The organism is Streptomyces sp. NPDC014727, from assembly GCF_043083485.1.
Classification (GTDB): domain Bacteria; phylum Actinomycetota; class Actinomycetes; order Streptomycetales; family Streptomycetaceae; genus Streptomyces.
Genome location: NZ_JBIBYR010000002.1, coordinates 36273 through 58761, shown reverse-complemented (window position 1 = coordinate 58761; position 22489 = coordinate 36273). Strand labels below are relative to the sequence as shown.

General features: G+C 71.2%; 26 protein-coding genes. 9 read left to right on the top strand and 17 right to left on the bottom strand.

All coding sequences use genetic code 11. The features are described 5' to 3' along the window. Window positions 1-110 precede the first annotated feature (110 nt). The 5 genes from ACF1B9_RS03945 to ACF1B9_RS03925 all read left to right on the top strand — a co-directional run bounded on the left by ACF1B9_RS03945 (window position 111) and on the right by ACF1B9_RS03925 (window position 5576). A complete protein-coding gene (locus tag ACF1B9_RS03945; protein WP_391738881.1) occupies window positions 111-1196 on the top strand; it encodes a substrate-binding domain-containing protein in 1086 nt (361 codons plus the stop codon). Between the two features lie 243 nt (window positions 1197-1439). Beyond that, window positions 1440-2768, top strand: coding sequence for an ABC transporter substrate-binding protein (locus ACF1B9_RS03940; protein ID WP_391738879.1), 1329 nt, complete (start codon window positions 1440-1442; stop codon window positions 2766-2768). After that, window positions 2768-3661: a carbohydrate ABC transporter permease gene (locus ACF1B9_RS03935; RefSeq protein WP_266358671.1), complete on the top strand. Its 894-nt coding sequence runs from the start codon at window positions 2768-2770 to the stop codon at window positions 3659-3661. Before ACF1B9_RS03940 ends, ACF1B9_RS03935 begins: the two co-directional genes overlap by 1 nt. Then, window positions 3658-4512 carry a carbohydrate ABC transporter permease gene (locus tag ACF1B9_RS03930; protein ID WP_376222237.1) on the top strand — a complete coding sequence of 285 codons (855 nt, stop codon included), beginning with the start codon at window positions 3658-3660 and terminating at the stop codon, window positions 4510-4512. Before ACF1B9_RS03935 ends, ACF1B9_RS03930 begins: the two co-directional genes overlap by 4 nt. A 35-nt stretch (window positions 4513-4547) precedes the next feature. Beyond that, complete coding sequence (locus ACF1B9_RS03925; RefSeq protein ID WP_391738878.1) at window positions 4548-5576, top strand: hydroxyacid dehydrogenase; 1029 nt, start codon at window positions 4548-4550, stop codon at window positions 5574-5576. Window positions 5577-5696: 120 nt separating this feature from the next. Here the strand turns inward: ACF1B9_RS03925 and groL are convergent, their stop codons facing one another. Both groL and groES read right to left on the bottom strand, forming a co-directional pair. Further along, window positions 5697-7325 (bottom strand): chaperonin GroEL, encoded by a 1629-nt coding sequence (gene groL / locus ACF1B9_RS03920; protein WP_391738876.1) that lies wholly within the window; start codon window positions 7323-7325, stop codon window positions 5697-5699. Window positions 7326-7425: 100 nt separating this feature from the next. After that, window positions 7426-7734, bottom strand: coding sequence for a co-chaperone GroES (gene groES / locus ACF1B9_RS03915; RefSeq protein WP_093540722.1), 309 nt, complete (start codon window positions 7732-7734; stop codon window positions 7426-7428). A 316-nt stretch (window positions 7735-8050) separates the two neighbouring features. Between groES and ACF1B9_RS03910 the strand changes: the two genes are divergently transcribed. After that, entirely contained in the window at window positions 8051-8533 is a 483-nt protein-coding gene (locus ACF1B9_RS03910; protein WP_391738875.1) for a DUF6234 family protein, read from the top strand. A 214-nt stretch (window positions 8534-8747) separates the two neighbouring features. Here the strand turns inward: ACF1B9_RS03910 and ACF1B9_RS03905 are convergent, their stop codons facing one another. Continuing rightward, window positions 8748-9740 carry a polysaccharide deacetylase family protein gene (locus ACF1B9_RS03905; protein WP_391738874.1) on the bottom strand — a complete coding sequence of 331 codons (993 nt, stop codon included), beginning with the start codon at window positions 9738-9740 and terminating at the stop codon, window positions 8748-8750. Window positions 9741-9855: 115 nt separating this feature from the next. Between ACF1B9_RS03905 and ACF1B9_RS03900 the strand changes: the two genes are divergently transcribed. After that, window positions 9856-11109 carry a methyltransferase domain-containing protein gene (locus tag ACF1B9_RS03900; RefSeq protein ID WP_391738873.1) on the top strand — a complete coding sequence of 418 codons (1254 nt, stop codon included), beginning with the start codon at window positions 9856-9858 and terminating at the stop codon, window positions 11107-11109. Between the two features lie 16 nt (window positions 11110-11125). On the opposite strand, the gene ACF1B9_RS03895 is transcribed toward ACF1B9_RS03900, so the two are convergent. Continuing rightward, window positions 11126-11491, bottom strand: coding sequence for a hypothetical protein (locus tag ACF1B9_RS03895; protein ID WP_351077933.1), 366 nt, complete (start codon window positions 11489-11491; stop codon window positions 11126-11128). A 165-nt stretch (window positions 11492-11656) separates the two neighbouring features. After that, window positions 11657-12322, bottom strand: a complete 666-nt coding sequence (locus ACF1B9_RS03890; RefSeq protein WP_391738871.1) for a hypothetical protein — start codon at window positions 12320-12322, stop codon at window positions 11657-11659. A 95-nt stretch (window positions 12323-12417) separates the two neighbouring features. On the opposite strand from ACF1B9_RS03890, the gene ACF1B9_RS03885 reads away from it, so the two are divergent. Continuing rightward, window positions 12418-13038 carry a class I SAM-dependent methyltransferase gene (locus tag ACF1B9_RS03885; protein WP_391738870.1) on the top strand — a complete coding sequence of 207 codons (621 nt, stop codon included), beginning with the start codon at window positions 12418-12420 and terminating at the stop codon, window positions 13036-13038. Window positions 13039-13067: 29 nt separating this feature from the next. Here ACF1B9_RS03885 and ACF1B9_RS03880 read toward each other — a convergent pair whose 3' ends face one another. From ACF1B9_RS03880 to tsaB, 7 genes are all read right to left on the bottom strand, one after another. Further along, on the bottom strand, window positions 13068-14339 hold the full coding sequence (locus ACF1B9_RS03880) for an RNA polymerase sigma factor (RefSeq protein WP_391738869.1): 1272 nt from the start codon (window positions 14337-14339) through the stop codon (window positions 13068-13070). Window positions 14340-14380: 41 nt separating this feature from the next. Beyond that, on the bottom strand, window positions 14381-14746 hold the full coding sequence (locus ACF1B9_RS03875; RefSeq protein WP_391738868.1) for a YciI family protein: 366 nt from the start codon (window positions 14744-14746) through the stop codon (window positions 14381-14383). 42 nt (window positions 14747-14788) lie between these two features. Next, entirely contained in the window at window positions 14789-15259 is a 471-nt protein-coding gene (locus ACF1B9_RS03870) for a hypothetical protein (protein ID WP_391738867.1), read from the bottom strand. Between the two features lie 102 nt (window positions 15260-15361). Next, a complete protein-coding gene (locus tag ACF1B9_RS03865; protein ID WP_361441523.1) occupies window positions 15362-15640 on the bottom strand; it encodes a hypothetical protein in 279 nt (92 codons plus the stop codon). Beyond that, window positions 15637-16737, bottom strand: coding sequence for a tRNA (adenosine(37)-N6)-threonylcarbamoyltransferase complex transferase subunit TsaD (gene tsaD, locus ACF1B9_RS03860; protein ID WP_391738866.1), 1101 nt, complete (start codon window positions 16735-16737; stop codon window positions 15637-15639). The genes ACF1B9_RS03865 and tsaD overlap by 4 nt, the downstream gene beginning before the upstream one ends. Beyond that, window positions 16737-17240 carry a ribosomal protein S18-alanine N-acetyltransferase gene (gene rimI, locus ACF1B9_RS03855; RefSeq protein ID WP_361441517.1) on the bottom strand — a complete coding sequence of 168 codons (504 nt, stop codon included), beginning with the start codon at window positions 17238-17240 and terminating at the stop codon, window positions 16737-16739. Before rimI ends, tsaD begins: the two co-directional genes overlap by 1 nt. After that, window positions 17237-17899, bottom strand: coding sequence for a tRNA (adenosine(37)-N6)-threonylcarbamoyltransferase complex dimerization subunit type 1 TsaB (gene tsaB, locus ACF1B9_RS03850; RefSeq protein ID WP_391738865.1), 663 nt, complete (start codon window positions 17897-17899; stop codon window positions 17237-17239). Before tsaB ends, rimI begins: the two co-directional genes overlap by 4 nt. A 122-nt stretch (window positions 17900-18021) precedes the next feature. On the opposite strand from tsaB, the gene ACF1B9_RS03845 reads away from it, so the two are divergent. Beyond that, a complete protein-coding gene (locus ACF1B9_RS03845; RefSeq protein ID WP_391738864.1) occupies window positions 18022-18612 on the top strand; it encodes a hypothetical protein in 591 nt (196 codons plus the stop codon). 27 nt (window positions 18613-18639) lie between these two features. Here the strand turns inward: ACF1B9_RS03845 and ACF1B9_RS03840 are convergent, their stop codons facing one another. The 5 genes from ACF1B9_RS03840 to ACF1B9_RS03820 all read right to left on the bottom strand — a co-directional run bounded on the left by ACF1B9_RS03840 (window position 18640) and on the right by ACF1B9_RS03820 (window position 22479). Beyond that, window positions 18640-18846, bottom strand: coding sequence for a hypothetical protein (locus ACF1B9_RS03840; RefSeq protein ID WP_391738863.1), 207 nt, complete (start codon window positions 18844-18846; stop codon window positions 18640-18642). 131 nt (window positions 18847-18977) lie between these two features. Next, a complete protein-coding gene (tsaE, locus tag ACF1B9_RS03835) occupies window positions 18978-19508 on the bottom strand; it encodes a tRNA (adenosine(37)-N6)-threonylcarbamoyltransferase complex ATPase subunit type 1 TsaE (RefSeq protein ID WP_391738862.1) in 531 nt (176 codons plus the stop codon). Then, a complete protein-coding gene (locus ACF1B9_RS03830; RefSeq protein WP_391738861.1) occupies window positions 19477-20736 on the bottom strand; it encodes an alpha/beta fold hydrolase in 1260 nt (419 codons plus the stop codon). The genes tsaE and ACF1B9_RS03830 overlap by 32 nt, the downstream gene beginning before the upstream one ends. A 93-nt stretch (window positions 20737-20829) precedes the next feature. Beyond that, window positions 20830-21984 carry an alanine racemase gene (alr, locus tag ACF1B9_RS03825; protein WP_391738860.1) on the bottom strand — a complete coding sequence of 385 codons (1155 nt, stop codon included), beginning with the start codon at window positions 21982-21984 and terminating at the stop codon, window positions 20830-20832. A gap of 96 nt (window positions 21985-22080) precedes the next feature. Beyond that, window positions 22081-22479 carry a DUF488 domain-containing protein gene (locus tag ACF1B9_RS03820; RefSeq protein WP_391738859.1) on the bottom strand — a complete coding sequence of 133 codons (399 nt, stop codon included), beginning with the start codon at window positions 22477-22479 and terminating at the stop codon, window positions 22081-22083. Between the last annotated feature and the right edge of the window lie 10 nt (window positions 22480-22489).

Genomic DNA, 22489 nt, shown 5'->3' with positions numbered 1-22489 from the left:
TTGAATGATCGAAACTCCCATCGTTCGATCACGTTGCTCTAGGGTCGGAGAAGGGCCCCGGCAACGGCCGGACCGGGGACCGGGCCACACACTGCGAGGGGACTGCTGCCGTGCGCGAAAGTGCTGCTGAACGACATGACCGCCTGCTGGGGCTGGTACGGGAACGGGGCTCGGCCCGGGTCTCGGACCTGGCCTCGCAGCTGGGCGTCTCGCCCGTCACCGTGCGCCGGGACGTGGAGGAACTGGCCGGCCGGGGCCTGCTCGACCGGGTCCACGGCTCGGTCTCCTGGCCGCAGGACGCCGCCTCCGCGTCCGCCGCGGGGCCCGGCGGCAGCGGCATGGTCCTCGGCATGCTCGCGCCCTCGTCGACGTACTACTTCGCCGAGGTCATCCGCGGGGCCCACGAGGCGGCCGCCCGCGCCGGGGCCCGGCTGATCCTGCGGATCTCCGACTACCGGCCGCAGGAGGACCAGGCCCGCACCGAGGGTCTGCTCTCCGCCGGGGCGGAGGGCCTGCTGGTCGCCCCGGGCTGGCAGCACCCCGGCGATCCCGCGGCATTCGGCGACTGGATCGCCTCGCTGCCGGTGCCGACCGTCCTGCTGGAGCGCAGGCCCACCGCGGGCTCCCCGCTGGACGGCCTGGACCGGGTCTGCTCGGACCACGCGCACGGGGTGCTGCTCGCCGTACGCCACCTGGTGGACCTCGGGCACGGGGCGCCGCTGCTGATGGCCCGCGCGGACTCCCCGACCGCCCTCGCGGTGCGGTCCGGGTACGCGGAGGCCCTGGCCGTGCTAGGCCTGCGCGCGCCGCAGGACGTGATCGAGTCCGTACCGGCCGAACTCGCTCCGGACACGTTCGACCAGGCCGTGCGGGCGCTGCGCGAGGCGGTCCACTCGGGCGTGGCAACGGCGGCGCTGATCCACAACGACGTGGACGCGATCCAGGTCGTGCAGCGCCTGGCCGAACTGGGTGTACGGGTGCCGGACGATCTGGCGCTGATCGCCTACGACGACGAGGTGGCCGCGCTCGCGGACACCCCGCTCACGGCGGTGGCGCCGCCCAAGCGCGACGTGGGCCGCCATGCCACGGAACTGCTGGTCGAGCGGCTCGGACAGGGCGCGGGCGCACCCCGGCGTCATCTGACGCTGCTGCCGCAGCTGCGGGTCCGGGACTCGTGCGGGGCGCCCCTCCCGTAGGCCGCGGACGGGCGGTGGGCCGCGCCCCACGGGCGCAGGCGGCGACGGCGATCCCGGAACGAGCTCCGGAGCCGGCGTTCCCGCGGTGCTCGCGAACCGCTCACGCAGGGCATTCCACCCACTTCCGTACGCAACTTATCTGATCTTTTTTCGATCAATCGCTCTTTCGCTCTTGACTTCGGTCACGGCTGGTCCAAGGATCACGGCCAACGCCAATGTCGTCGCCTGTTCAGGAGCCTCGCTGTGAGCCGCAGTTCGAGCAGAACGTCCCTCGCCGTAGTCGGCGCCGCCACCGCCCTCGCCGTTCTCACGGCCTGTGGCGGCAGCGGCGACGGCGATGCCGCCGCCGGAAGCGACGGCAAGCCCGTCAGCATCACCTTCTGGGGCTGGGCCAAGGGGTCCAAGGAGGTCGTCGACGCGTTCAACGCCTCGCACAAGAACATCAAGGTGGTGTACGAGGAGATCCCGTCCGGCAACGCGGGCGGCTACGCCAAGATCTCCAACGCGGTGAAGGCGGGCAACGCGCCGGACCTGGTCTCCATCGAGTACCCGCAGCTTCCGGAGTACGTCAGTCAGGGCGCGCTCCAGGACATCGGCCAGTACTTCACCGAGGACATCAGGAAGAAGCTGCTGCCGCAGGCGGTCGAACTGACGACGCTCGGTGGCAAGAACTGGGCCGTCCCGTTCGATGCCTCGCCGCAGTCCTTCTACTACCGCAAGGACCTGTTCGAGAAGTACGGCGTCGAGGTCCCCAAGACCTGGGACGAGTTCCGCAAGGCCGCCGAGAAGGTCAAGAAGGCCGACAAGAAGGCCCGGATCGGCACCTTCTTCCCCGACGACCCGACCACGTTCCAGGCAATGGCCTGGCAGGCCGGCGCCCAGTGGTACAAGCCCGAGGGCGACACCTGGAAGGTCAGCACGGCCGACGCGGCCACCAACAAGGTCGCCGACTACTGGCAGGGTCTGCTCGACGACGACCTGATCCGCGCCAACGCCTCGTTCAGCCCCGAGTGGGTCAACTCCCTCAAGAACGGCGGCACCGTCGGCTACCTCGGCGCAGCCTGGGGCGCGGGTGTCCTCAAGGGCACGCTGCCCGAGCAGAGCGGCAAGTGGGCCGTGGCGCCGATGCCCAGCTGGGACGGCAAGCCGGCCAGCGGCATGCTCGGCGGCTCCACCTTCGCGGTGACGAAGACCAGCAAGAAGGCCGAGGCCGCGGTCGAGTTCGCCACCTGGATGTCGACCACCGAGGAAGGCATCAAGGCCCGTATCGAGTCCGGCACTTCGAGCGCCTTCCCGGCCGCGGCGGCGCTGCGCCCGGTGGCGAAGAAGTCCTTCGACGCCGGCTTCTACGGTGGCGAGGACATCTACCAGGTGTTCGAGGGCGCCGCCACGTCCATCGGTCAGGACTGGAACTGGGGCCCGACGACCGGCACCACGAACACCACCATCAAGGACCAGTTCGGCAAGGTCGCGAGCGGTGGCACCACCATCAAGGACGCCGTGAAGGCCGGGCACGACGCCACGGTCGCCGAGCTGAAGAAGCGCGGTCTGAAGGTCGAGGACGCAGGCTGATGAAGCGCGCCCGGACGACCAGAGCCGCCGCCATCCTGCTGGGGCCCTTCTTCGTACTGTTCACCGTGGCCATGGTGCTGCCGATCGGATACGCGGTCTGGCTCAGCCTGTTCACCGAGAAACAGTCCGGCCTGGGCTTCGGCGGCACCGAGACCGTCTTCAGCGGACTCGACAACTACACGGCGGCCCTGGGCGACCGGGCGTTCCGCGAGGGCTTCGGCGTACTCCTCGGATACTGCCTGTTCTACATTCCGCTGCTGCTCATCGGCGCCCTCGCCCTCGCCCTGCTGCTGGACTCCGCGCTGGCCCGCGCCCGCAGGTTTTTCCAGCTCGCGCTCTTCCTGCCGCACGCGGTACCCGGCATCATCGCCGCGCTGATCTGGGTCTACCTCTACACACCCCAGCTCAGCCCCGTGGTCAGCGCCATGGAGTCCGGCGGAATCGGCTTCGACTTCTTCTCTCCCGAGGGCGCCCTCCCCTCCGTCGTCAACATCGCCCTGTGGGAATGGCTCGGCTACAACATGGTGATCTTCTACGCCGCGTTGCAGGCCATCGACCGCTCCGTGCTCGAAGCGGCCACGGTCGACGGGGCCGGTGCCTGGCGCGTCGCGCTCAGCATCAAGGTGCCGCTGATCCGCGCCTCGGTCGTGATGGTCGCGCTGTTCACGGTCATCGGCTCGCTCCAGCTGTTCACCGAGCCGCTGATCCTCAACAAGGGAACCGGCTCCGCCGTCTCCTCCACCTGGACGCCGAACATGTACGCCTACACCGCGGCCTTCGAACGCAACGACTACGGTCTCGCCGCGGCCGCCTCCATCCTGCTGGCGCTCACGGCCGCGCTGCTGTCCTTCGTCGTCACCCGCTTCACCGGCCGGAAGGGCAAGAAAGCATGAACTCCCCCGCCTCCCGCGGCCGCTGGATGTCGAAGACCGCGGTCAACGGTTTCCTTCTGCTCGCCGTCGTCTACATGCTCTTCCCCCTCGTCTGGCTGGTCACCGCCGCCACGAAGGACACCGGCGGTCTGCTCGCGGGCAACGCGTTCTCCTTCGAGGGCTTCAACCTCGGCGAGAACCTGTCGAACCTGGCCTCCTACGGCGACGGCATCTACTTCCGCTGGTACCTCAACAGCCTTCTCTACGCGGGCGGCGGGGCGATCGTCTGCTCGCTGATCTGCGTCGCCGCGGGGTACGCCTTCGACAAGTACGAGTTCCGGGGCAAGGAGAAGCTGTTCGGCCTCGTGCTGATGGGCGTGCTCGTGCCCACCACGGCGCTCGCCCTGCCGATGTATCTCCTGGCCTCCAAGACCGGCCTGGTCAACACCTACTGGTCCGTGCTGATCCCGGTGCTGGTCAACCCGTTCGGCGTGTATCTCGCCCGGGTGTTCAGCACCGGCTATATACCGAACGAGGCCCTGGAGGCCGCCCGTATCGACGGGGCCGGCGAGCTGCGCGTCTTCTGGTCCATCGGGCTGCGCATGGTCATGCCGGGTTTCGTGACCGTCTTCCTCTTCCAGTTCACCGCGATCTGGAACAACTTCTTCCTCCCCCTCGTGATGCTCTCGGACCGCAAGCTCTTCCCGCTGAGCCTCGGTCTGTACTCCTGGAACACCAACACCCATGGCGAGCCGAGCTTCTATCCGCTCGTCGTGACCGGCTCGCTCCTCGCCGTCATCCCCCTGATCGTCGCCTTCGTCTCGCTGCAGCGGCACTGGAAGGCCGGTCTGACCGCCGGCAGCGTCAAGTGACCACCGCGCGAGCCCTGAGGAGTACGAGTTCCACCATGCCCCACGCCACTGACAACCGGCCGACGGCCCTGCTCGCGATGGGCCCCGGCGTCGCCGACCGCCTGCTCGCCGACCGCCATCGCACCCGCCTGGCCGCCCTCACCCGCACCGACCCGTACCTCGTCGCCCACGACCTGGCCGATCCGACGCCCGAGGTGGCCGCCGCGCTCGCCGAGGCCGAGGTGCTGTTCACCTGCTGGGGCGCGACTCCGCTCACCGCCGAGGTGCTGTCGGCCGCGCCCCGGCTGCGCGCCGTGGTGCACGCGGCGGGTTCCGTGAAGCACCACATCACCGACGCCTGCTGGGAGCGCGGGCTCGCCGTCACCACGGCGGCCGGGGCCAACGCGCTGCCCGTCGCCGAGTTCACCCTCGCCGCGATCCTCTTCGCGGGCAAGCGGGTCCTGCACTCCGCGGACCGCTACCGCACCCTGCGCGCCGACCACGACTGGCTCGCGGAACTCGACGGCTGGGGCAACTACCGCCGTACGGTCGGCATCATCGGCGCCTCCCGCATCGGCCGGCGCGTGATCGAGCTGCTGCGCCCCTTCGATCTGGACGTCCTGCTGTACGACCCGTACGTGGACGGTCCGGAGGCGGCGCGGCTCGGTGTACGGCTCACCTCGCTCGACGAGCTGTGCGCGAGCAGTTCGGTCGTTTCGGTGCACGCGCCGCAGCTTCCAAAGACGCGCCATCTCATCGGCGCAGCTCAGCTGTCGGCCATGGCGACCGGGACGACGCTGATCAACACGGCGCGGGGTTCGCTGGTCGACGAGGAGGCGCTGCTGCCCGAGCTGACGGCCGGTCGGCTGCACGCGGTGCTGGATGTGACGGAACCCGAACTCCCGCCCGCGCACTCGCCGTTGTACGACCTGCCGAATGTGCTGCTCACGCCGCATGTCGCGGGTTCGCTGGGCGACGAGCTGCACCGGATGGCCGACCAGGCGCTGGACGAGACGGAACGGTACGTACAGGGTCTGCCCTTCGCGGACCCGGTGCTGCCGGAGGTGCTGCCGCACTCGGCCTGACGCGGGCTCCGTCCCCGCCCGCACATCCCTGCGGCGTCCCCGGCCCGAGGGCGCCGCACATGCCGAGGCCCGGTACCCCGCGACGGGGTACCGGGCCTCGGTGCCGGATGGCGCTACACGCTAGTGCGAGTGGCCGTGACCGTGGCCGTGACCGGCCTCGGCCTCTTCCTCGGCCGGCTTCTCGACGACCAGCGTCTCGGTCGTGAGCAGCAGCGACGCGATGGACGCGGCGTTCTCCAGCGCGGAGCGGGTGACCTTGACCGGGTCGATGACGCCGGCCTTCACCAGGTCGCCGTACTCGCCCGTCGCGGCGTTGAAGCCCTGGCCCTTGTCGAGCTCGGCGACCTTCGAGGTGATGACGTAACCCTCGAGACCCGCGTTCTCGGCGATCCAGCGCAGCGGCTCGACCGCGGCGCGGCGCACGACCGCGACACCGGTGGCCTCGTCGCCGGTCTTGCCGAGGTTGCCGTCGAGGACCTTGACGGCGTGGACGATGGCGGAGCCACCACCGGAGACGATGCCCTCCTCGACCGCGGCGCGGGTCGCGGAGATGGCGTCCTCCAGACGGTGCTTCTTCTCCTTCAGCTCCACCTCGGTGGCGGCACCGACACGGATCACGCACACGCCGCCGGCCAGCTTCGCGAGGCGCTCCTGGAGCTTCTCGCGGTCCCAGTCGGAGTCCGTGGCCTCGATCTCGGCCTTGATCTGGTTGACCCGGCCCTTGACGTCGCCGGGCTCGCCGCCGCCGTCCACGATCGTCGTGTCGTCCTTGGAGACGGTGACGCGGCGGGCGGTGCCCAGCACGTCCAGACCGGCCTGGTCGAGCTTGAGGCCGACCTCCTCGGCGATGACGGTCGCACCGGTGAGGGTGGCGATGTCGCCGAGCATGGCCTTGCGGCGGTCACCGAAGCCCGGGGCCTTCACCGCGACGGCGTTGAAGGTGCCACGGATCTTGTTGACGACGAGGGTCGACAGCGCCTCGCCCTCGACGTCCTCGGCGATGATCAGCAGCGGCTTGGAGCCACCGGCCTGGATGACCTTCTCCAGCAGCGGGAGCAGCTCCTGGATCGAGCCGATCTTGCCCTGGTGGATCAGGATGTACGGGTCGTCGAGGACGGCCTCCATACGCTCCTGGTCGGTCACCATGTACGGGGACAGGTAGCCCTTGTCGAAGGCCATGCCCTCGGTGAAGTCGAGGTCCAGACCGAAGGTGTTGGACTCCTCGACGGTGATGACACCGTCCTTGCCGACCTTGTCCATCGCGTCCGCGATGAGCTCGCCGACCTGCGGGTCCTGCGCGGAGAGCGCGGCGACGGCGGCGATGTCGGTCTTGTCGTCGATCGGACGGGCGGTCGCGAGGAGCTCGTCGGAGACGGCCTTGACCGCGGCGTCGATGCCCTTCTTCAGGGCGGCCGGGGAAGCACCCGCGGCGACGTTGCGCAGACCCTCGCGGACGAGCGCCTGGGCCAGCACGGTGGCGGTGGTCGTACCGTCACCCGCGACGTCGTTGGTCTTGGTCGCCACTTCCTTCACCAGCTGGGCGCCGAGGTTCTCGTACGGGTCGTCGAGCTCGACCTCGCGCGCGATGGTGACACCGTCGTTGGTGATGGTGGGAGCGCCGAACTTCTTGTCGATGACGACGTTGCGGCCCTTGGGGCCGATCGTCACCTTGACCGTGTCGGCAAGCTTGTTGACGCCGCGCTCAAGGGCGCGACGGGCGTCCTCGTCGAACTTCAGAATCTTCGCCATGGGAGCTGAGCTTTCCTCTCAAATGAACTGCGCCCCCGACCGCCCGGCTGGTTAGTTCGCAGGGGGCCAGGGGCGCAGAACAGAAGCAAACGTGGGTGAATTACTTCTCGATGATCGCGAGAACGTCGCGAGCCGAGAGGACGAGGTACTCCTCGCCGTTGTACTTCACCTCGGTGCCGCCGTACTTGCTGTAGAGCACGACGTCGCCGGTCTTGACGTCGAGCGGAAGGCGCTCGCCGTTCTCGAAGCGGCCCGGGCCCACGGCCAGGACGACGCCCTCCTGGGGCTTCTCCTTGGCGGTGTCCGGAATAACCAGGCCGGAGGCCGTGGTCTGCTCGGCGTCGAGCGGCTGGACCACAATGCGGTCCTCGAGCGGCTTGATCGCAACCTTGGTGCTGGCGGTCGACACGATCCGGTCTCCCCCTTCGGAGATCTCACGGGGTTAAGAGTCTTTGGGTGGCGACCAGGTGGATCCGTCGTCGCGGGTGCCGGACCTGCCAGTCGCGCAGTACTGCTGGCACTCTCCAGTGGTGAGTGCCAGCACCGAGACTATGACCGGGATTAGCACTCGGTCAAGCGGAGTGCCAATTCAGCCAGTCGTGGCGTGCCGAGACCCCTGCCCGCCCCCGCCGCACGCCATCCCCGTGCGGCCGCCCGCACAACAGTCCGGACACCATGAGGACAACGCGGGAACGGACCGAACCGTTCCGTACGACCGTGGGTGCATGCCCGGACCTCCGTACGGCCCCCCGGCCCCGCCCTCGCCCCGCCCTTCGGCCGCGCAGCACCACTCGCGCGCCGTCAACGGCTGCCTCGACGTACTGCTCGGTCTGCTGCTGGTGGCCCTGGAGGGGCTGATCTGCGCGGTCGCCGCCTACTCCCTGACGGTCTCGCGACTGGACCCCGGGGGCCGGGAGGCGCCCGGTCCGCCGCCCATGGACTGGACGCCGGTCCTCGTCTTCGGCGGGTTCGCCGCGGTGGCCTCCCTGTTCGCCGTGGTCCTGATCCACTCGAACTGGCCCTGGGCGGGTGGAATCCAGGTCCTGGCCGCACTGCTGCTGTGCCTGGTCACGGTGTTGACCGGGCACGAGGACTACCGCCGTTCGCACCCGGCACCGGCCCCCGCCCCCTCGTACGATCCCGGACGGTCCGGCCACCAGTGCCTCAGCGGCGGCGACAACCGCGAGTGCCTGGACTCCGGCGGCTGAGGGCAGGCGACGACGACCAGCGACCCCGGCGCCCCGTGATCGCCGTGCGGACGCGCCCGCGGGCCGGCCTCCGGCGTCGGCCGCGGCCGGGTCATCTTCTGCGCGGCCTTGCGACCCAGCCGTTCGATCGGGTCCACCGACTGTGCGCACGCGGTGGTGGCGGTCAGCAGCGCACCTGCTGTCAGCAGTCCGGCGAGCAGCCGGTGCGCCCTTGTCATACGTAGTCCTCCAGCCGGGCCACGGCGTAACCCTTGTCCGTGATGGTCTTCATGACCGCGCGGACCAGGTCGGTCATGCCGGCTCCCCACTCCTTCCGGCCCCGGAAGTGCGTGAGGATGATGTCGCCGGGGTGCAGGTCCTGGTCCTCCTCGCGCCATTCCATGTGGTCCGGGAACGCTTCCGCGTTCCAGAGCGGCACGGCCTTGATGCCGCAGGACTTCGCGATGCGGAGCGTGTCCCCGTTGTAGTTGCCGTAGGGCGGACGGAAGAGGGTGGGACGCTTGCCGAACCGCTTCTCGATGATGTCCTGCTGGTCGCAGATCTCGCGCTTCTGCCCGCTGTGGGAGAGGCCGGGCAGATAGGGGTGGGTGAGTGTGTGATTGTTGAGGGACACGCCCAGCCGCTGCGCCTCGCCGAAGTACCCGTAGTTGTCGCTCACCTCGTAGTCACTGAGGAACGCGCTGTAGGGGATGTCCAGCTCGTCCATCATCCGCAGCAGCCCGGGGTCCTTCTCGGAACCGTCGTCCATCGTCAGGAAGACGACCCGGTCCTTGGTCGGGACGGTGGTGAACACCGGCGGCAGCGAGTCGTCGCCGCCCTTGACCTCGAACCCTTCCCGGGTGGTGAGGTGCGGCTTCACCGCGGGCGGCGGGGGTGCGACCAGCGGTGGCCCGTCCAGTCCCCATTTCTTCGCGAGGGCCGCCCGTACGGCCGGGGCGAGCCTCGCGTTCTCATGGGATCCGGCGGGTGCGCGGCCCTGTTCGGCCGGTTGCCCGGGGCGCGCCTTCTGTCCGGGACCGCCCGGGTGTCCGGCGGAGGGTCGGGCCCGGTGCTCGGTGTCCGCGTCGCCCCGGCCGCCGGTCCCGGACGCGCAGCCCGAACCGACCGCGGCGAGCAGGAGTGCGGCCAGGACCACGCGGGCCGAGCGGTGCGCGCCGGAAGCCCGGCGCGCACCGGTGTCGAACGTGCCCGATTCTCGCCTTTCCATGTTTAATTCTTCCTTTTGTCGCATAAGTAATATGGCGTCGCATCCTGCCAGCCCGTGAGCGGCCCCGGGGTCCGACACCGCCGCCGGGTCCGCCGGTCAACCCGGCTGGCTCACAATGGGACGGGTGAACGCTCTCGCCCCGAACGACCCGTCCGACGCCCCCGGCCCGTCCGACGCCGACGACCCGCTCGCCGCCTTCATGGCCCTGCGCACCCCGGAGGGCGCGGCGCTGCTGGACGGGCTGCGCTCGTACGACCCCGCCCAGGAGCTCGCCACCGCCACCCGGCTGCGCCGCACCCACCCGGCCTCCCTGGTGTCGGCCGCGCTGGGGCAGGCGCGGCTGCGACAGCGGGCGGTGGCGAAATTCGGTGCCGAGGACGCGTACCGGATGTTCTTCACGCCGAACGGCGTCGAGCAGGCGACCCGTACCTCGGTGGCCACCCACCGCGCGCGGCGGTTCGTGGAGGCGGGGGTGCGGAGCGTCGCCGACCTCTGCTGCGGGATCGGCGGTGACGCGATCGCGCTCGCGCGGGCGGGCATCTCGGTCCTGGCCGTGGACCGCGATCCGCTGACCGCCGAGGTGGCCCGCGCCAACGCCGCCGCGCTCGGTCTGGACGGTCTGATCGAGGTGCGCCGCGCCGATGTCACCGGGATCGACACCTCGCCGTACGACGCGGTCTTCGTCGATCCGGCGCGGCGCGGCGGCAGGGGCAGGATCTTCGACCCCGAGGCGTACTCGCCCCCGCTCTCCTGGGCGACCGGCGCGGCGCTCGGGGCCCCGCGCGCCGCGCTGAAGATCGCCCCCGGCATCCCGCACGAGGCGATCCCGGCGCGGGCCGAGGCCGAGTGGATCTCGGACGGCGGCGATGTGAAGGAGGCGGTGCTCTGGTTCGGCGAGGGCTTCACGGCCGGTTCGTACCGCGCCACCGTACTGCCGGCCGGTGCCGCGCTGTGGTCCGCGGCCCCGCTGCCCGCCCCGCCCGTCGGACCGGTCGGCCGCTATCTGTACGAGCCGGACGGCGCCGTCATCCGCGCCCATCTGGTCGCCGACATCGTGGCGCGGTGCGACGGCCGCCTGATCGACGAGACCATCGCGTACGTCACGAGCGACGAGCCGTACGACTCCCCGTACACCACCGGGTACGAGATCACCGACCGGCTGCCGTTCAACATGAAGAAGCTGAAGGCGCTGCTGCGGGAGCGGAAGATCGGCGTCCTGACGGTGAAGAAGCGTGGCTCGGCCGTCGAGCCGGAGGAACTGCGCCGCAGGATGAAGCTCCAGGGGCCGAACGCCGCGACGGTCTTCCTGACCCGGGTGGCCGGAGCCCCGACGATGCTGATCGGCCACCCGCTGACCGGCCCCGCCTGACCGGCGGGGGTGGCCGTCAGGCCAGGTCGGTCAGGTCCTCGGCGTACACCTGGGAGAGTGGCTGAGGACCCACGTACTGCTGGCAGTTGCACTGGCCCGCCTCGAAACGGACCGGCTTCTTGGCCTCGTCCCAGGCCGTCGGCACCTCGACCCGTTCATGGCACCTGCCCCGCTTGTCGTGCTTGGCGAGATGGTGCGTGCAGCCGCAGACCGGCTCCGGCGGCTTGTGGGCCGCTTCGACGGCCAGCCGCTCCTGCCTGGCCGCCTCCAGCAGCTCCAGCTTGCGGCTGTGCCGGTTGCGCAGCGCGGTACGGACGTTGTCGACGGCCCATCCGAAGCCGCCCGTCCAGAAGATGATGAGCACCCACCAGTACCACTCCATGCGACACTCCTCCCCCTGCGTGACTCATGTGTCCGGCCAGGATAGGTCCGGGCTCGCGCCCTCGCCCACGCTTGGCAGCGGGACAAGGAGCGGCGTACGGGGCCTTCGAATCCAAGGCGCAGGCCCCGGACGCCGCGACGCCGCTGACCATCGCGGGCGAGGTCGTCAGCGGTGCGCGCCGCCCCCGGCGGAGAACAACGGCTCCGGGGCGGGCGCCCCGACCAGTACCCGCAGCACCCAACGGCGGTGGGCGAAGGCCTTGGTGACGCCGATCAGTCCGACGAGCCAGCAGGTCATCCCGAGTCCCATGAACAGGGCGGCGAGGCCGAAACCGTCCCGGACCGCCTCGTCGGTCGCCGGGACCGCGATGCAGGTGTACAGCCCGAGTACACACAGCGCGAAGGACGACAGCAGCCAGACGAGACTGACGCCCGGCATCCTCAACCGCGCGTCGCGCACCGGATCGCGGTCCAACCCGCCCCAGGCGGAGAGCAGTCGGCGGATGTCGCGGTCGTGGCGCAGCCCGATGACGACGAGGACGACCGCGGGCACCGCACAGCAGGCGCCCATTGCGGCGAGGATCACGGCGAGCACGGCGCTGAAGATGTCGTAGGTCTCCTCGAACGTGATGAGCGCCGCGCTCACCAGCGACCAGCCGACCGCGCAGAGCGCCCCCCACAGCCACAGTGTCGCCAGCCGCGCCGGTGAGACATGCCTCTTCACCAACTCCCCCAGCACCACGGCCCGGTCGGTGAGCAGCGCCTCGCGGTCGGGCCAGGAACGTATCTCCACGGGCGGTGGGGGCGGCGGCAGTTGTGCGCGGCTGAACATGGGCCAGACCCTATCGACCGCGGGAACCTGTCGACGGCACGGTGCGTCGAGGCCGCCGGGGTGCCATGCTGGGAAGGGACATACGGAGGTTCGCGATGGGGTTCTATGCCGAACGGATCGTGCCCCGGATCGCCGATGCCGCCGGCCGCTCGAAGGCGTTCGAGCCGCTGCGGCGCCGGGTCTGCGAAGGCCTGTACGGCGAGATCATCGAGATCGGGTTCGGCTCCGGGCACAACGTCCCGTTCTACCCGGAGGCCGTCACCGACGTGGCCGCGGTCGAGCCGTCCGATCTCGGCTGGAAGCTGGCCCGGGACCGCATCGACGCGGGGCACGCCCTGGTGCGGCGCGCCTGCCTGGACAGTCAGTACCTGCCGTTCGAGGACAACACCTTCGACGGCGCCCTGTCGACGTGGGCGCTGTGCACCATCCCCGACGCCGACGCGGCGCTGCGCGAGGTGCGGAGGGTCCTCAAGCCCGGTGCGACCCTGCACTTCCTGGAGCACGGGCTGGCGCCGGAGGAGGACGAGGACGTACGCCGCTGGCAGCGCCGCCTCGACCCACTGGAGCGGCGGCTCTTCGGCGGGTGCCATCTGACGCGGTCGATCCCCGAGATGCTGACGGCCGCGGGGTTCACGATCCTCGATCTCGACGTGTTCTACGCGAAGGGCGCCCCGAAGCCGATGGCGGCCGACTCGATGGGGGTCGCCGCCCCCTGACCGGCGTGGCCCGGCGCGGCGCCCGGAACTCATCGCCCGGCGCGGTCCGGGTGGGCGGCGCGGTCCAGGAGCAGCTCGCGTTCGCGCGCGTTGCGGGTCAGTCCGGCCGCCCGTACGAACTCCGCCCGTGCCTCGTCCGTACGGCCCATCCTGGCCAGCAGGTCCCCGCGGACGCTGGGCAGCAGGTGGTAGCTCCTGAGTGCCGGATCGCCGGCCAGGGCGTCGGCCAGGGCGAGGCCGGCCGCGGGGCCCTCGGCCATCGAGACCGCCACGGCCCGGTTGAGCTCGACGACCGGGGACGGCGCGATCGCGGCGAGGCGGTCGTAGAGGGCGGCGATGGTGCTCCAGTCCGTGTCCTCGTACGTCACCGCCCGTGCGTGGCAGGCGGCGATCGCCGCCTGCACGGTGTACGGGCCGAGCCCGGTGCCCTCCTCCGTCGCCGCCACGGCCCGTTCCAGGGCCGCGACGCCGCGCCGGATCAGCAGGTGGTCCCAGCGGGCCCGGTTCTGGTCGGCCAGCAGCACCGGGGCGCCGTCCGGCCCGGTCCTGGCGGCGGTGCGCGAGGCCTGGAGTTCCAGCAGCGCCGCCAGGCCGTGGACCTCCGGCTCCCGTTCCATCAGAGCCGCCAGCACCCGGGCCAGCCGCAGCGCGTCCTCGCACAGCGCCGGCCGCAGCCAGTCGTCGCCCGCGGTCGCGGCGTATCCCTCGTTGAAGATCAGGTAGATGACGTCGAGCACCGAGGCGAGGCGGGCGGCACGCTCGGGTCCGTACGGCACCTCGAAGGGGACGCCCTCCCGGCCCAGGGTCCGTTTCGCCCGGACGATGCGCTGGGCGACGGTCGGTTCGGGGGCCAGGAACGCGCGGGCGATCTCTTCGGTGGTGAGTCCGCCGAGCAGCCGCAGGGTGAGGGCGATCCGGGCCTCGGTGGACAGCACCGGATGGCAGGCGGTGAAGATCAGCCGGAGCAGATCGTCGTCGATGTCGTCCGCTTCCGCGGGCTCGGGCGGCGGCACGTCCTCCAGGGTCCGCCCCACCTCGGCGAGCTTGCGCGCGTACGTCTCCTTGCGGCGTACGAGATCGATCGCGCGGTGTCTGGCGGTGGCCATGAGCCAGGCGCCCGGCCGGTCCGGGACACCTGACTGCGGCCACTGTTCCAGCGCGGCCACCAGGGCGTCCTGCGCGAGTTCCTCGGCTATGCCCACGTCCCGCACGATGCGGGTGACACCTGCGATGATCCGCGCGGACTCGATCCTGAAGACCGCCTCGACCGCCGTCCTCGCACTTGCTGCCGTCACGGTCACTCATCAGAGCAGCGGTACGGGGACGCGGCAAGCCGGGGCGGTCAGACGCCCGGGGCCTCGTCGATCTGCCGGACCTCGGAGGTGACGGTCCAGCTCTCCGGGTGGATCTGCAGGAACCGCTTGGTCCATTCCAGGGCTTCGGCCTTGTCCTTGACCTGGAGGATGGCGTAGCCGCCGACGACCTCCTTGGTCTCGGTGAAGGGGCCGTCGGTGTAGCTGAGCCTGCCGCCGGACCAGGTGACCCTGGTGCCCTCGGAGGTCGGGGTGAGTCCGGCCGTCTCCAGCATGACCCCGGCCTTGGTGATCTCCTCGAACAGGGCGCCCATGCGCTTCTCGAAGTCGGGGCCGGGGTTCTCGGAGGGGAGGTTCTGCTCGTCGATGCGGATCAGCGACATGAAGCGGGGCATGGTGACTCCTCGGTCGGAAGGGGCGGGGTCCTTCCCCGCCTCTCACCCTTGCGTCGAACGGGAGACACCCGGATCGACAGCTCCCACGGAATTCTTCTGAGAATCTTCCGGAGCGGCCACCGGAGCGGCCACCGAGGCGGTCCGTTCCGGTGGCGAGAGCAGCACCAGGGCCACCAGCGCCGCAAGCGCGAGCAGCCCGGCACAGACCCAGAACGCCGCCGCGTACCCCGCCGCCAGATCGGCCGGCCGGCCCCCGTCGCCGGTGACCTGCGCGGCGACGGTGACCAGAACCGCGAGCCCCAGCGAGCCGCCCACCTGGCGGGAGCGGGTGGCAACGCGCAGCTCGACGGCAGCGAAGGCGGCCAGCAGGAGCACGGCGGCACCGAGCGTGCCGAGCGTCGAGGCCGACCCCCATGAGTGGGTCGAGGTGCGCACGAGCCCGAGGACCAGCAGTGTCGTACCGGCGGTGACCAGCAGCGCTCCGGCCATGTCGAGCCGGGTCCGGGCTCTCACGGGGCGCGGTATCGCCCACGCCCCAGGGCCTCCCCCGCCTCGGCCGAAAGGTCCCTCCGCCGAAGGGCTCGCCCCGCCCCGGGCTCCCCCGTCCGGGAGCCTCTACGAGCCCAAGGACTCGAAGCGCCAGCGGTGCACCGGACGGGTGATCAACTCGGCGGCCGGTTCGGGGAGTTCGGGCAGCTCGTCGCCGTAGGCCGCCGCCCACCAGGTGATGACCAGGACCCGGTCCTGCGGGGCGCGCAACAGCTCGCGCCGCAGCGGCTCGCGGGCCAGCTCGGCCGCGCGGGCGCGCGCCCATTCCAGGAGTTCGGGGCCTCTGCCGTCGACGGCGCGGGCCTCCCACATCAGCGCGACGGTCGTACCGCCCGTGCCACTCATGAGTACAGGTTGTCCTTGCTGATCTCGTGCACGTGGTCGTGGTCGTGCGCGTGGACACCGGGGACGTGGGTGTCGGTCACCGGCAGCGACGAGTCCGCGGACAGCTCCAGGTCCGAGGCCGGCCTGCCCCGGGCCACCATCTCCGCGCCCAGCGCCGCGACCATCGCCCCGTTGTCCGTGCACAGCCCCGGCCGCGGCACCCGCAGCCGGATGCCCGCCCGCTCGCACCGCTCCTCGGCCAGCGCCCGCAGCCGCGAGTTGGCCGCGACGCCGCCGCCGATCATCAGGTGGTCGACGCCCTCGTCCTTGCAGGCCCGGACGGCCTTTCGGGTGAGCACGTCCACGACGGCCTCCTGGAAGGACGCCGCCACGTCCCTCACCGGCACCTCCTCGCCCGCCGCCCGCTTGGCCTCGATCCAACGGGCCACCGAGGTCTTCAGACCGGAGAAGGAGAAGTCGTACGCGGGATCGCGCGAGCCGCTCAGACCGCGCGGGAACGCGATCGCCTTCGGATCGCCCTCCCTCGCCAGCCGGTCGATGACCGGACCGCCGGGGAAGCCGAGATCCAGCACCCGGGCGATCTTGTCGAAGGCCTCACCCGCCGCGTCGTCGATGGTCGCGCCCAGCGGCCGTACGTCATGGGTGATGTCGGGCGCGAGGAGCAGCGAGGAGTGGCCGCCGCTGACCAGCAGCGCCATGGTCGGCTCGGGCAGCGGACCGTGTTCCAACTGGTCGACGCAGATGTGCGAGGCGAGGTGGTTCACCCCGTAGAGCGGCTTGTTCAGCGCGTACGCGTACGCCTTGGCGGCCGAGACGCCGACGAGCAGCGCGCCCGCGAGCCCAGGACCCGCGGTGACGGAGATGCCGTCGAGGTCGCGGGCGCTGATCCCGGCCTCCTTCAGGGCGCGCTCGATGGTGGGGACCATCGCCTCCAGGTGCGCCCGGGAGGCGATCTCCGGGACGACACCGCCGAAGCGGGCGTGTGTGTCGACGCTGGACGCCACGGCGTCCGCCAGCAGCGTCGTACCGCGGACGATGCCGACGCCGGTCTCGTCGCAGGAGGTCTCGATGCCGAGTACGAGCGGTTCGTCAGCCATCAGTCAGTCTCTGTCTCTTGTACGGGCTCTTGCACCGTCAGGCGCATGACGAGTGCGTCGATGTTGCCCGGCTGGTAGTAGCCGCGGCGGAAGCCGATCGGTTCGAAGCCGAAGCGTTCGTACAGCTTCTGCGCCCGGGTGTTGTCGACGCGGACTTCGAGGAGCACCTCGGCGCACTCGAAGGCCGTGGCGTGCTTCAGCAGATCGCTGAGGAGTTCGGAGCCGAGGCCGCCGCCCCAGTGGTCACGGGTGACACCGATGGTCTGTACGTCGGCGAGGTCACCGGCCGCGGCGAGCCCGGCGTAGCCGACGATCCGGCCGGTCACGGGATCCTCGGCGACGACGTAGCGGCGGGTGGCCCGCGCGCCGCGGGAGTGCGCCAGCTCGGACCAGAACATGCCGGCCGACCAGGCGTCGTCCGGGAACAGCTCGTGTTCGAGCTCCAGCACCGGATCGATGTCCCACCAGCGCATCTCGCGCAGTACGGCAGTCGTGCTCGTCACTTGGGGGTGACCACCTTGTAGTTCTTCGGAACCTGCGCGTCGGGCCTGCGGAGGTAGAGCGGCTGCGGCGGCAGCAGTTCCGCGCCCGCGGCCAGGCGCTCGGCGGCGAGGGCCGCCAGCGCACCGGCGCTGACGTGCTCCGGGCCCCGGGGGTCCGGGAACGCCTCCGGGTAGAGCACGGCGCCCGCGCCGACGACGGGAAGTCCGGCGAGCCGCTCGGCGATGTCGGCGGGCCGGTCGACGGCGGGCTCCGTGGCACGCGTACGGAAGTCCTCGTACCGCGCCCAGTACACCTCCTTGCGGCGGGCGTCCGTCGCGACGACGAAGGGGCCTTCCAGGCCGTCCCGCCCGGCGGCGTACGCGAGACCGTCGAGGGTGCACAGCCCGTGCACGGGTACGGACAGGGCGGAGCCGAAGGTCGCGGCCGTGACCAGGCCGACCCGCAGCCCGGTGTACGGGCCGGGGCCGACGCCCACGACCACGTCCGTCACGGCGTCGAGTTTCACCCCGGCCTCGGCGAGGACCCGGTCGACGGCGGGCAGCAGCAGCTCCCCGTGCCTTCGGGCGTCGACCTGACCGGACTCGGCGACGACGGAGTTTCCGTCGTGAAGGGCGACGGTGACGGCGGGGGTGGCGGTATCCACGGCGAGCAAGAGCACGCAAACAGCCTACGGCTCCTCCGACGGGGGCACGGCGTCCCGTACGGCGTCCCGGTGCGACCGGCACCGGCTGCTACCGTCACCGTGTACACGCGAGTACGACGTAAACGCTTGTACTACATATGGAAGCGAAAGGGGCGCGCACGGTGGCTAGGGGCAGCTCGGGAATCGTGGCCGGGCTCACCGCGGCAGCTCTCGCCGTGGTCGGTTTCCTGGCCTACCAGGCATCGGCGAACGCCCCCGATTCCGTCGCCGTAACCAAGCCGAAGGTCTCCAGCAGCACCCCTGCCACCAGCCATGACAAGCCGAAGGACAAGAAGAAGTCGCCGCCCGCGCTCCCGGCCGGCTCCGGTACCGGCAAGCGCGTGGTGTACGCCCTCAAGGACCGTCAGGTGTGGCTCGTCGACGAGGCCGGGAAGGTGACCCGGACCTTCGAGGTCATGCCGAGCGCGCTGAACCCGCTGCCCGGGAAGTACCTGGTGGGTACGCGTTCGGGTCCCGCCACCAAGGGCTCGGACGGCGTGATGATCGAGCACGTGGTGCGATTCGCGATGGCGGACGGCGTGGCTGTGGGATTCAGCGCGGCACTGGACGGCTCGATGGAGAGCCCGGACCCGTCGCTCAAGACGGGCGGCGTGCGGATGTCCCGGGCCGACGGGGACGCGATGTGGGAGTTCGCGACCGTACGCACACCGGTGGTCGTCGTCCAGTAAGTGGTCGTCGTCCCGTAACCCGCGGCTTCAGCCGGCCCGGCGTCCCTGGGCGGATTCGACCGGTTCCGCGTCGCGGTCCGTTTCCGCGTCCGTTTCCGCGTCATCCGCGGGAAGGGCGGTGTCCTGGTCCGCGGACGGCGTGGGCGGGGTCGAGACCGCCGTGGCGGCGGCGCAGGCCGACAGCAGGTCTCTCATCGATGGCGGCGGCACTTCACGGTCGGCGGACGTCGTCATGGATGCCTCCTGAGGCTCCGGCGGAAGGCATGGTTAGGCAGACCTAACCCGCTCTCACCCTCCATGTGACCACGCCCGCCCCGCCCGGCGCAACAATGTGCCGACACACTGTCGGAAAGCGCGTCCCGCGCTCAGACCTCGCCCAGCCCCGCCCAGCGGGCCCCGATCCCGACCAGCGTCACCTCGCGCTGTTCGTCGTCCGTGTCACCGACCGCGCGGTGGATCACCACCTGCAGCCGGTCGTCCGAAAGCTCCTCGACCTTGCCCTCGCCCCACTCCACGACCACCACCGACTCCGGCAGCGACACGTCGAGGTCCAGGTCCTCCATCTCGTCGAGCCCGCCGCCCAGGCGGTACGCGTCGACGTGGACCAGCGCGGGACCGCCGGTCAGCGACGGATGGACACGGGCGATCACGAAGGTGGGCGAGGTCACGGCGCCACGCACCCCGAGGCCCTCGCCGAGCCCCCGGGTCAGCGTCGTCTTCCCGGCGCCGAGCTCACCGGTGAGCATCACGAGGTCGCCGGGGCGCAGGACAGCGGCGATCCGGCGGCCGAGGGCCTGCATCTGTTCGGGGGATCCGACGGCCAGGCGCACGGTGACGGTGCCCGGCGCGGCGCCTTCGACTGGCTCAGCCGTCAGGCTGTTGTGCGGTGCTTCCATGCCCGCCAACGTTAGCCGCTGCCGGCACCGCTCCGACGCGTACCAGCAGGTCCGCCAGCCGGTCCGTCACCGTCTCCGGGTGTTCCAGCATCACCAGATGACCGGCGTCCGGGACGATGACCAGCTCCGCCTCCGGGAGCTGGTCCGCGATGGCCTCGCTGTGCGAGCTGGGCGTCACCAGGTCCTTGTCGCCCGCCAGGATCAGCACCGGGAGGTCACGGAAGGCGGGCAGGACGTGGCTCTTGTCGTGTTCGGTGAAGGCCGGGTAGAACTCGGCGACCACATCGATCGGGGTGGACTCGATGAGCCGCTCGGCGAACCGTTCGACCGCCGGGTCCACGTCCCGCGATCCGAACGAGTACCGCTTGATCAGACCGGCGAAGAGATCGGCGGTCGCCCGCCGGCCCCGTTCCACCAGTTCGGCCTGGGAGCCGAGCGCCCTGAGCACCCCCGGCAGCACCCTTCGCACCGCGTTCACACCCGCGATCGGCAGTCCGAAACTGACCTCGCCCAGCTTCCCGCTCGATGTGCCGACGAAGGCCACGGCGGCGACCCGGTCCCGGATGAGCTGGGGGTACTGCTCGGCGAGCGCCATCATCGTCATGCCGCCCATCGAGTGCCCGACCAGCACCAGCCGCCCTTCCGGGGCGGCCGCGTCGATGACCGCCTTCAGATCCCGGCCGAGCTGGTCGATGCCGACCGTCACCCCGTCCGCCTGGGCCCGGCCCCGCTCGGAGCGGCCGTGGCTGCGCTGGTCCCAGTGGACGGTACGGACCAGACCGCGCAGCGCCGCCCGCTGGAAGTGCCAGGAGTCCTGGTTGAGGCAGTAGCCGTGGCTGAAGATCACGGTGACGGGCGCGGGCGCCTTGCGGCCGAAGAGCCGGCGGCGGCGCGTACCGGCCCCGGTGGCGGTTGTGCTCTCGCCGCCCGGACCGGTCCCCGCACCGCCGTCCGGTTCGACCTCGTCGATCTCGTAGTACAGCTCGGTGCCGTCGTCGGCCGTGGCCCGGCCGGGCAGTCCGCGCAGCGAGCCGTACGGCCCCGAGGCGTCGAGCGCGAGCCTGGCCCTCCTGCGCATGCCCCGGCCCACGGTCAGCCGCTCGACCGCGACGCCCGCGGCGGCTCCGGCCGCGACCACACCTATGGCGGCCCCGGCGAACCCCGCCCGGCGCCAGCCGACCGCCGTAGCGGCGTCCGTCACCGCGTCCCCCGCGCTGATCTCGCTCACCGTGCCGCGCTCCTCGTCGGTCGTATCCGTCAGGTCAGGGCTGGCCTGTTCCAGTCGTGCTCAGATCGTGCCTGGTCAGGGGAGCTTGATCGGTCAGGACTCGGCCGGGGTGCCATGCAGATGGACGCGCGGCACACGGGTGCCGATCCGGGTGACGATCTCGTACGCGATCGTGTCGGCGGCCTGCGCCCAGTCCTCGGCGCTCGGCTCGCCCCGGTCCCCGGGGCCGAAGAGCACCGCGTCGCTGCCCACCTCGATCTCGTCCCCGTCGAGGTCGACGACGAACTGGTCCATGGCCACCCGGCCCGCGATCCGCCGCCACACACCACCGACCAGGACGGGCGCGCGGCCGGAGGCATGGCGCGGGATGCCGTCCGCGTAGCCGACCGGCACCAGGCCCAGGGTCGTCTCGGCGGAGGTGGTGTAGTGGTGCCCGTAACTGATCCCGTGACCGGCCGGCACCTGCTTGACCAGGGCGATCGACGCGACGAGCGTCATGACGGGACGCAGTCCGAAGTCGGCCGGGGTGCCGAGCTCGGGGCTGGGCGAGATGCCGTACATCGCGATCCCGGTCCGTACCAGATCGAAGTGCGCCTCGGGGATCGTCAGCGTCGCCGGGGAATTGGCCATGTGGCGCACCTCGGGGTCGACGCCCTCCTTCTCCGCGTACGCGACCATGTCCCGGAACACGTTCAGCTGAGCGGCGATGGAGGGGTGGCCCGGCTCGTCGGCGCAGGCGAAGTGGGACCAGAGGCCGGTGATCCTGACCGTGCCCGCGTCCTCGGCGGCGCGGGCGGCGGCGACCAGCTCGGGCCAGTCGGCGGGCTGACAGCCGTTGCGTCCGAGGCCGGTGTCGGCCTTGAGCTGGACACGGGCCGGGATGCCGGCCTCCGTGGCCGCGGCGACCACCTCGCGCAGGGCCCACATCCCGCTCACCGACACATCGATGTCGGCCTCGATCGCCTCGCGCCAGGGACCGCCCGGTGTCCACAGCCAGCACATCACCCGGCCGCCGAGCCCGGCGGCCCGCAGCGCGAGCGCCTCCTGCGGAGTCGCGGTGCCCAGCCAGGTCGCCCCGGCCTCCAGCGCGGCGCGGGCGCAGGGCACCGCACCGTGGCCGTACGCGTCGGATTTGACGACGGCCATGAGCTGCGCACCGGCCGCCCGCGCGCGCAGTTCACGCACATTGGCGCGCAATGCGGCGAGGTCGATCTCGGCACGGGCTCTCAAGGACGCTGTCTCGTTCATCGCGCCCAGTCTCTCAGAGGCGTACGGCGGGCCCTGCGGGCGGCGGGTCGGGCAGGGACCGTCACCAGGGGCGTCCGCTGTGCCGCGGGGGCCATCTCAGTGCCGGCGCAGCTCGTGTTCCAGATGGTCGACGAGGACCGGGACATGGCTGTGCGGTACGTCCTTGACCGCCGTGACGAGCGTCACCGGGCCGCCCTCGCGGAGCAGTTCCACCAACTCGTCGACGGCCGCCGTGTGGACGGGGTCGGCCAGTTCGGCGCGGTAGCGGTCGGTGAACTCGTCGTAGCGGGTGCCGGTGCGGTCCTCGTGGTACCAGGCACGGAGCTCGGTCGACGGGGTGACGTCCTTGAGCCACCGGTCGATTCCGGCCCGGTCCTTGGCCACGCCGCGCGGCCAGAGCCGGTCGATGAGGACACGGGTGCCGTCGCCGTCCTCCTGCGGGTCGTACACGCGGCGTACGCGCACGTCGGTACCGCTGCCCTTGCTGGTGCCCACGATCGGCCTC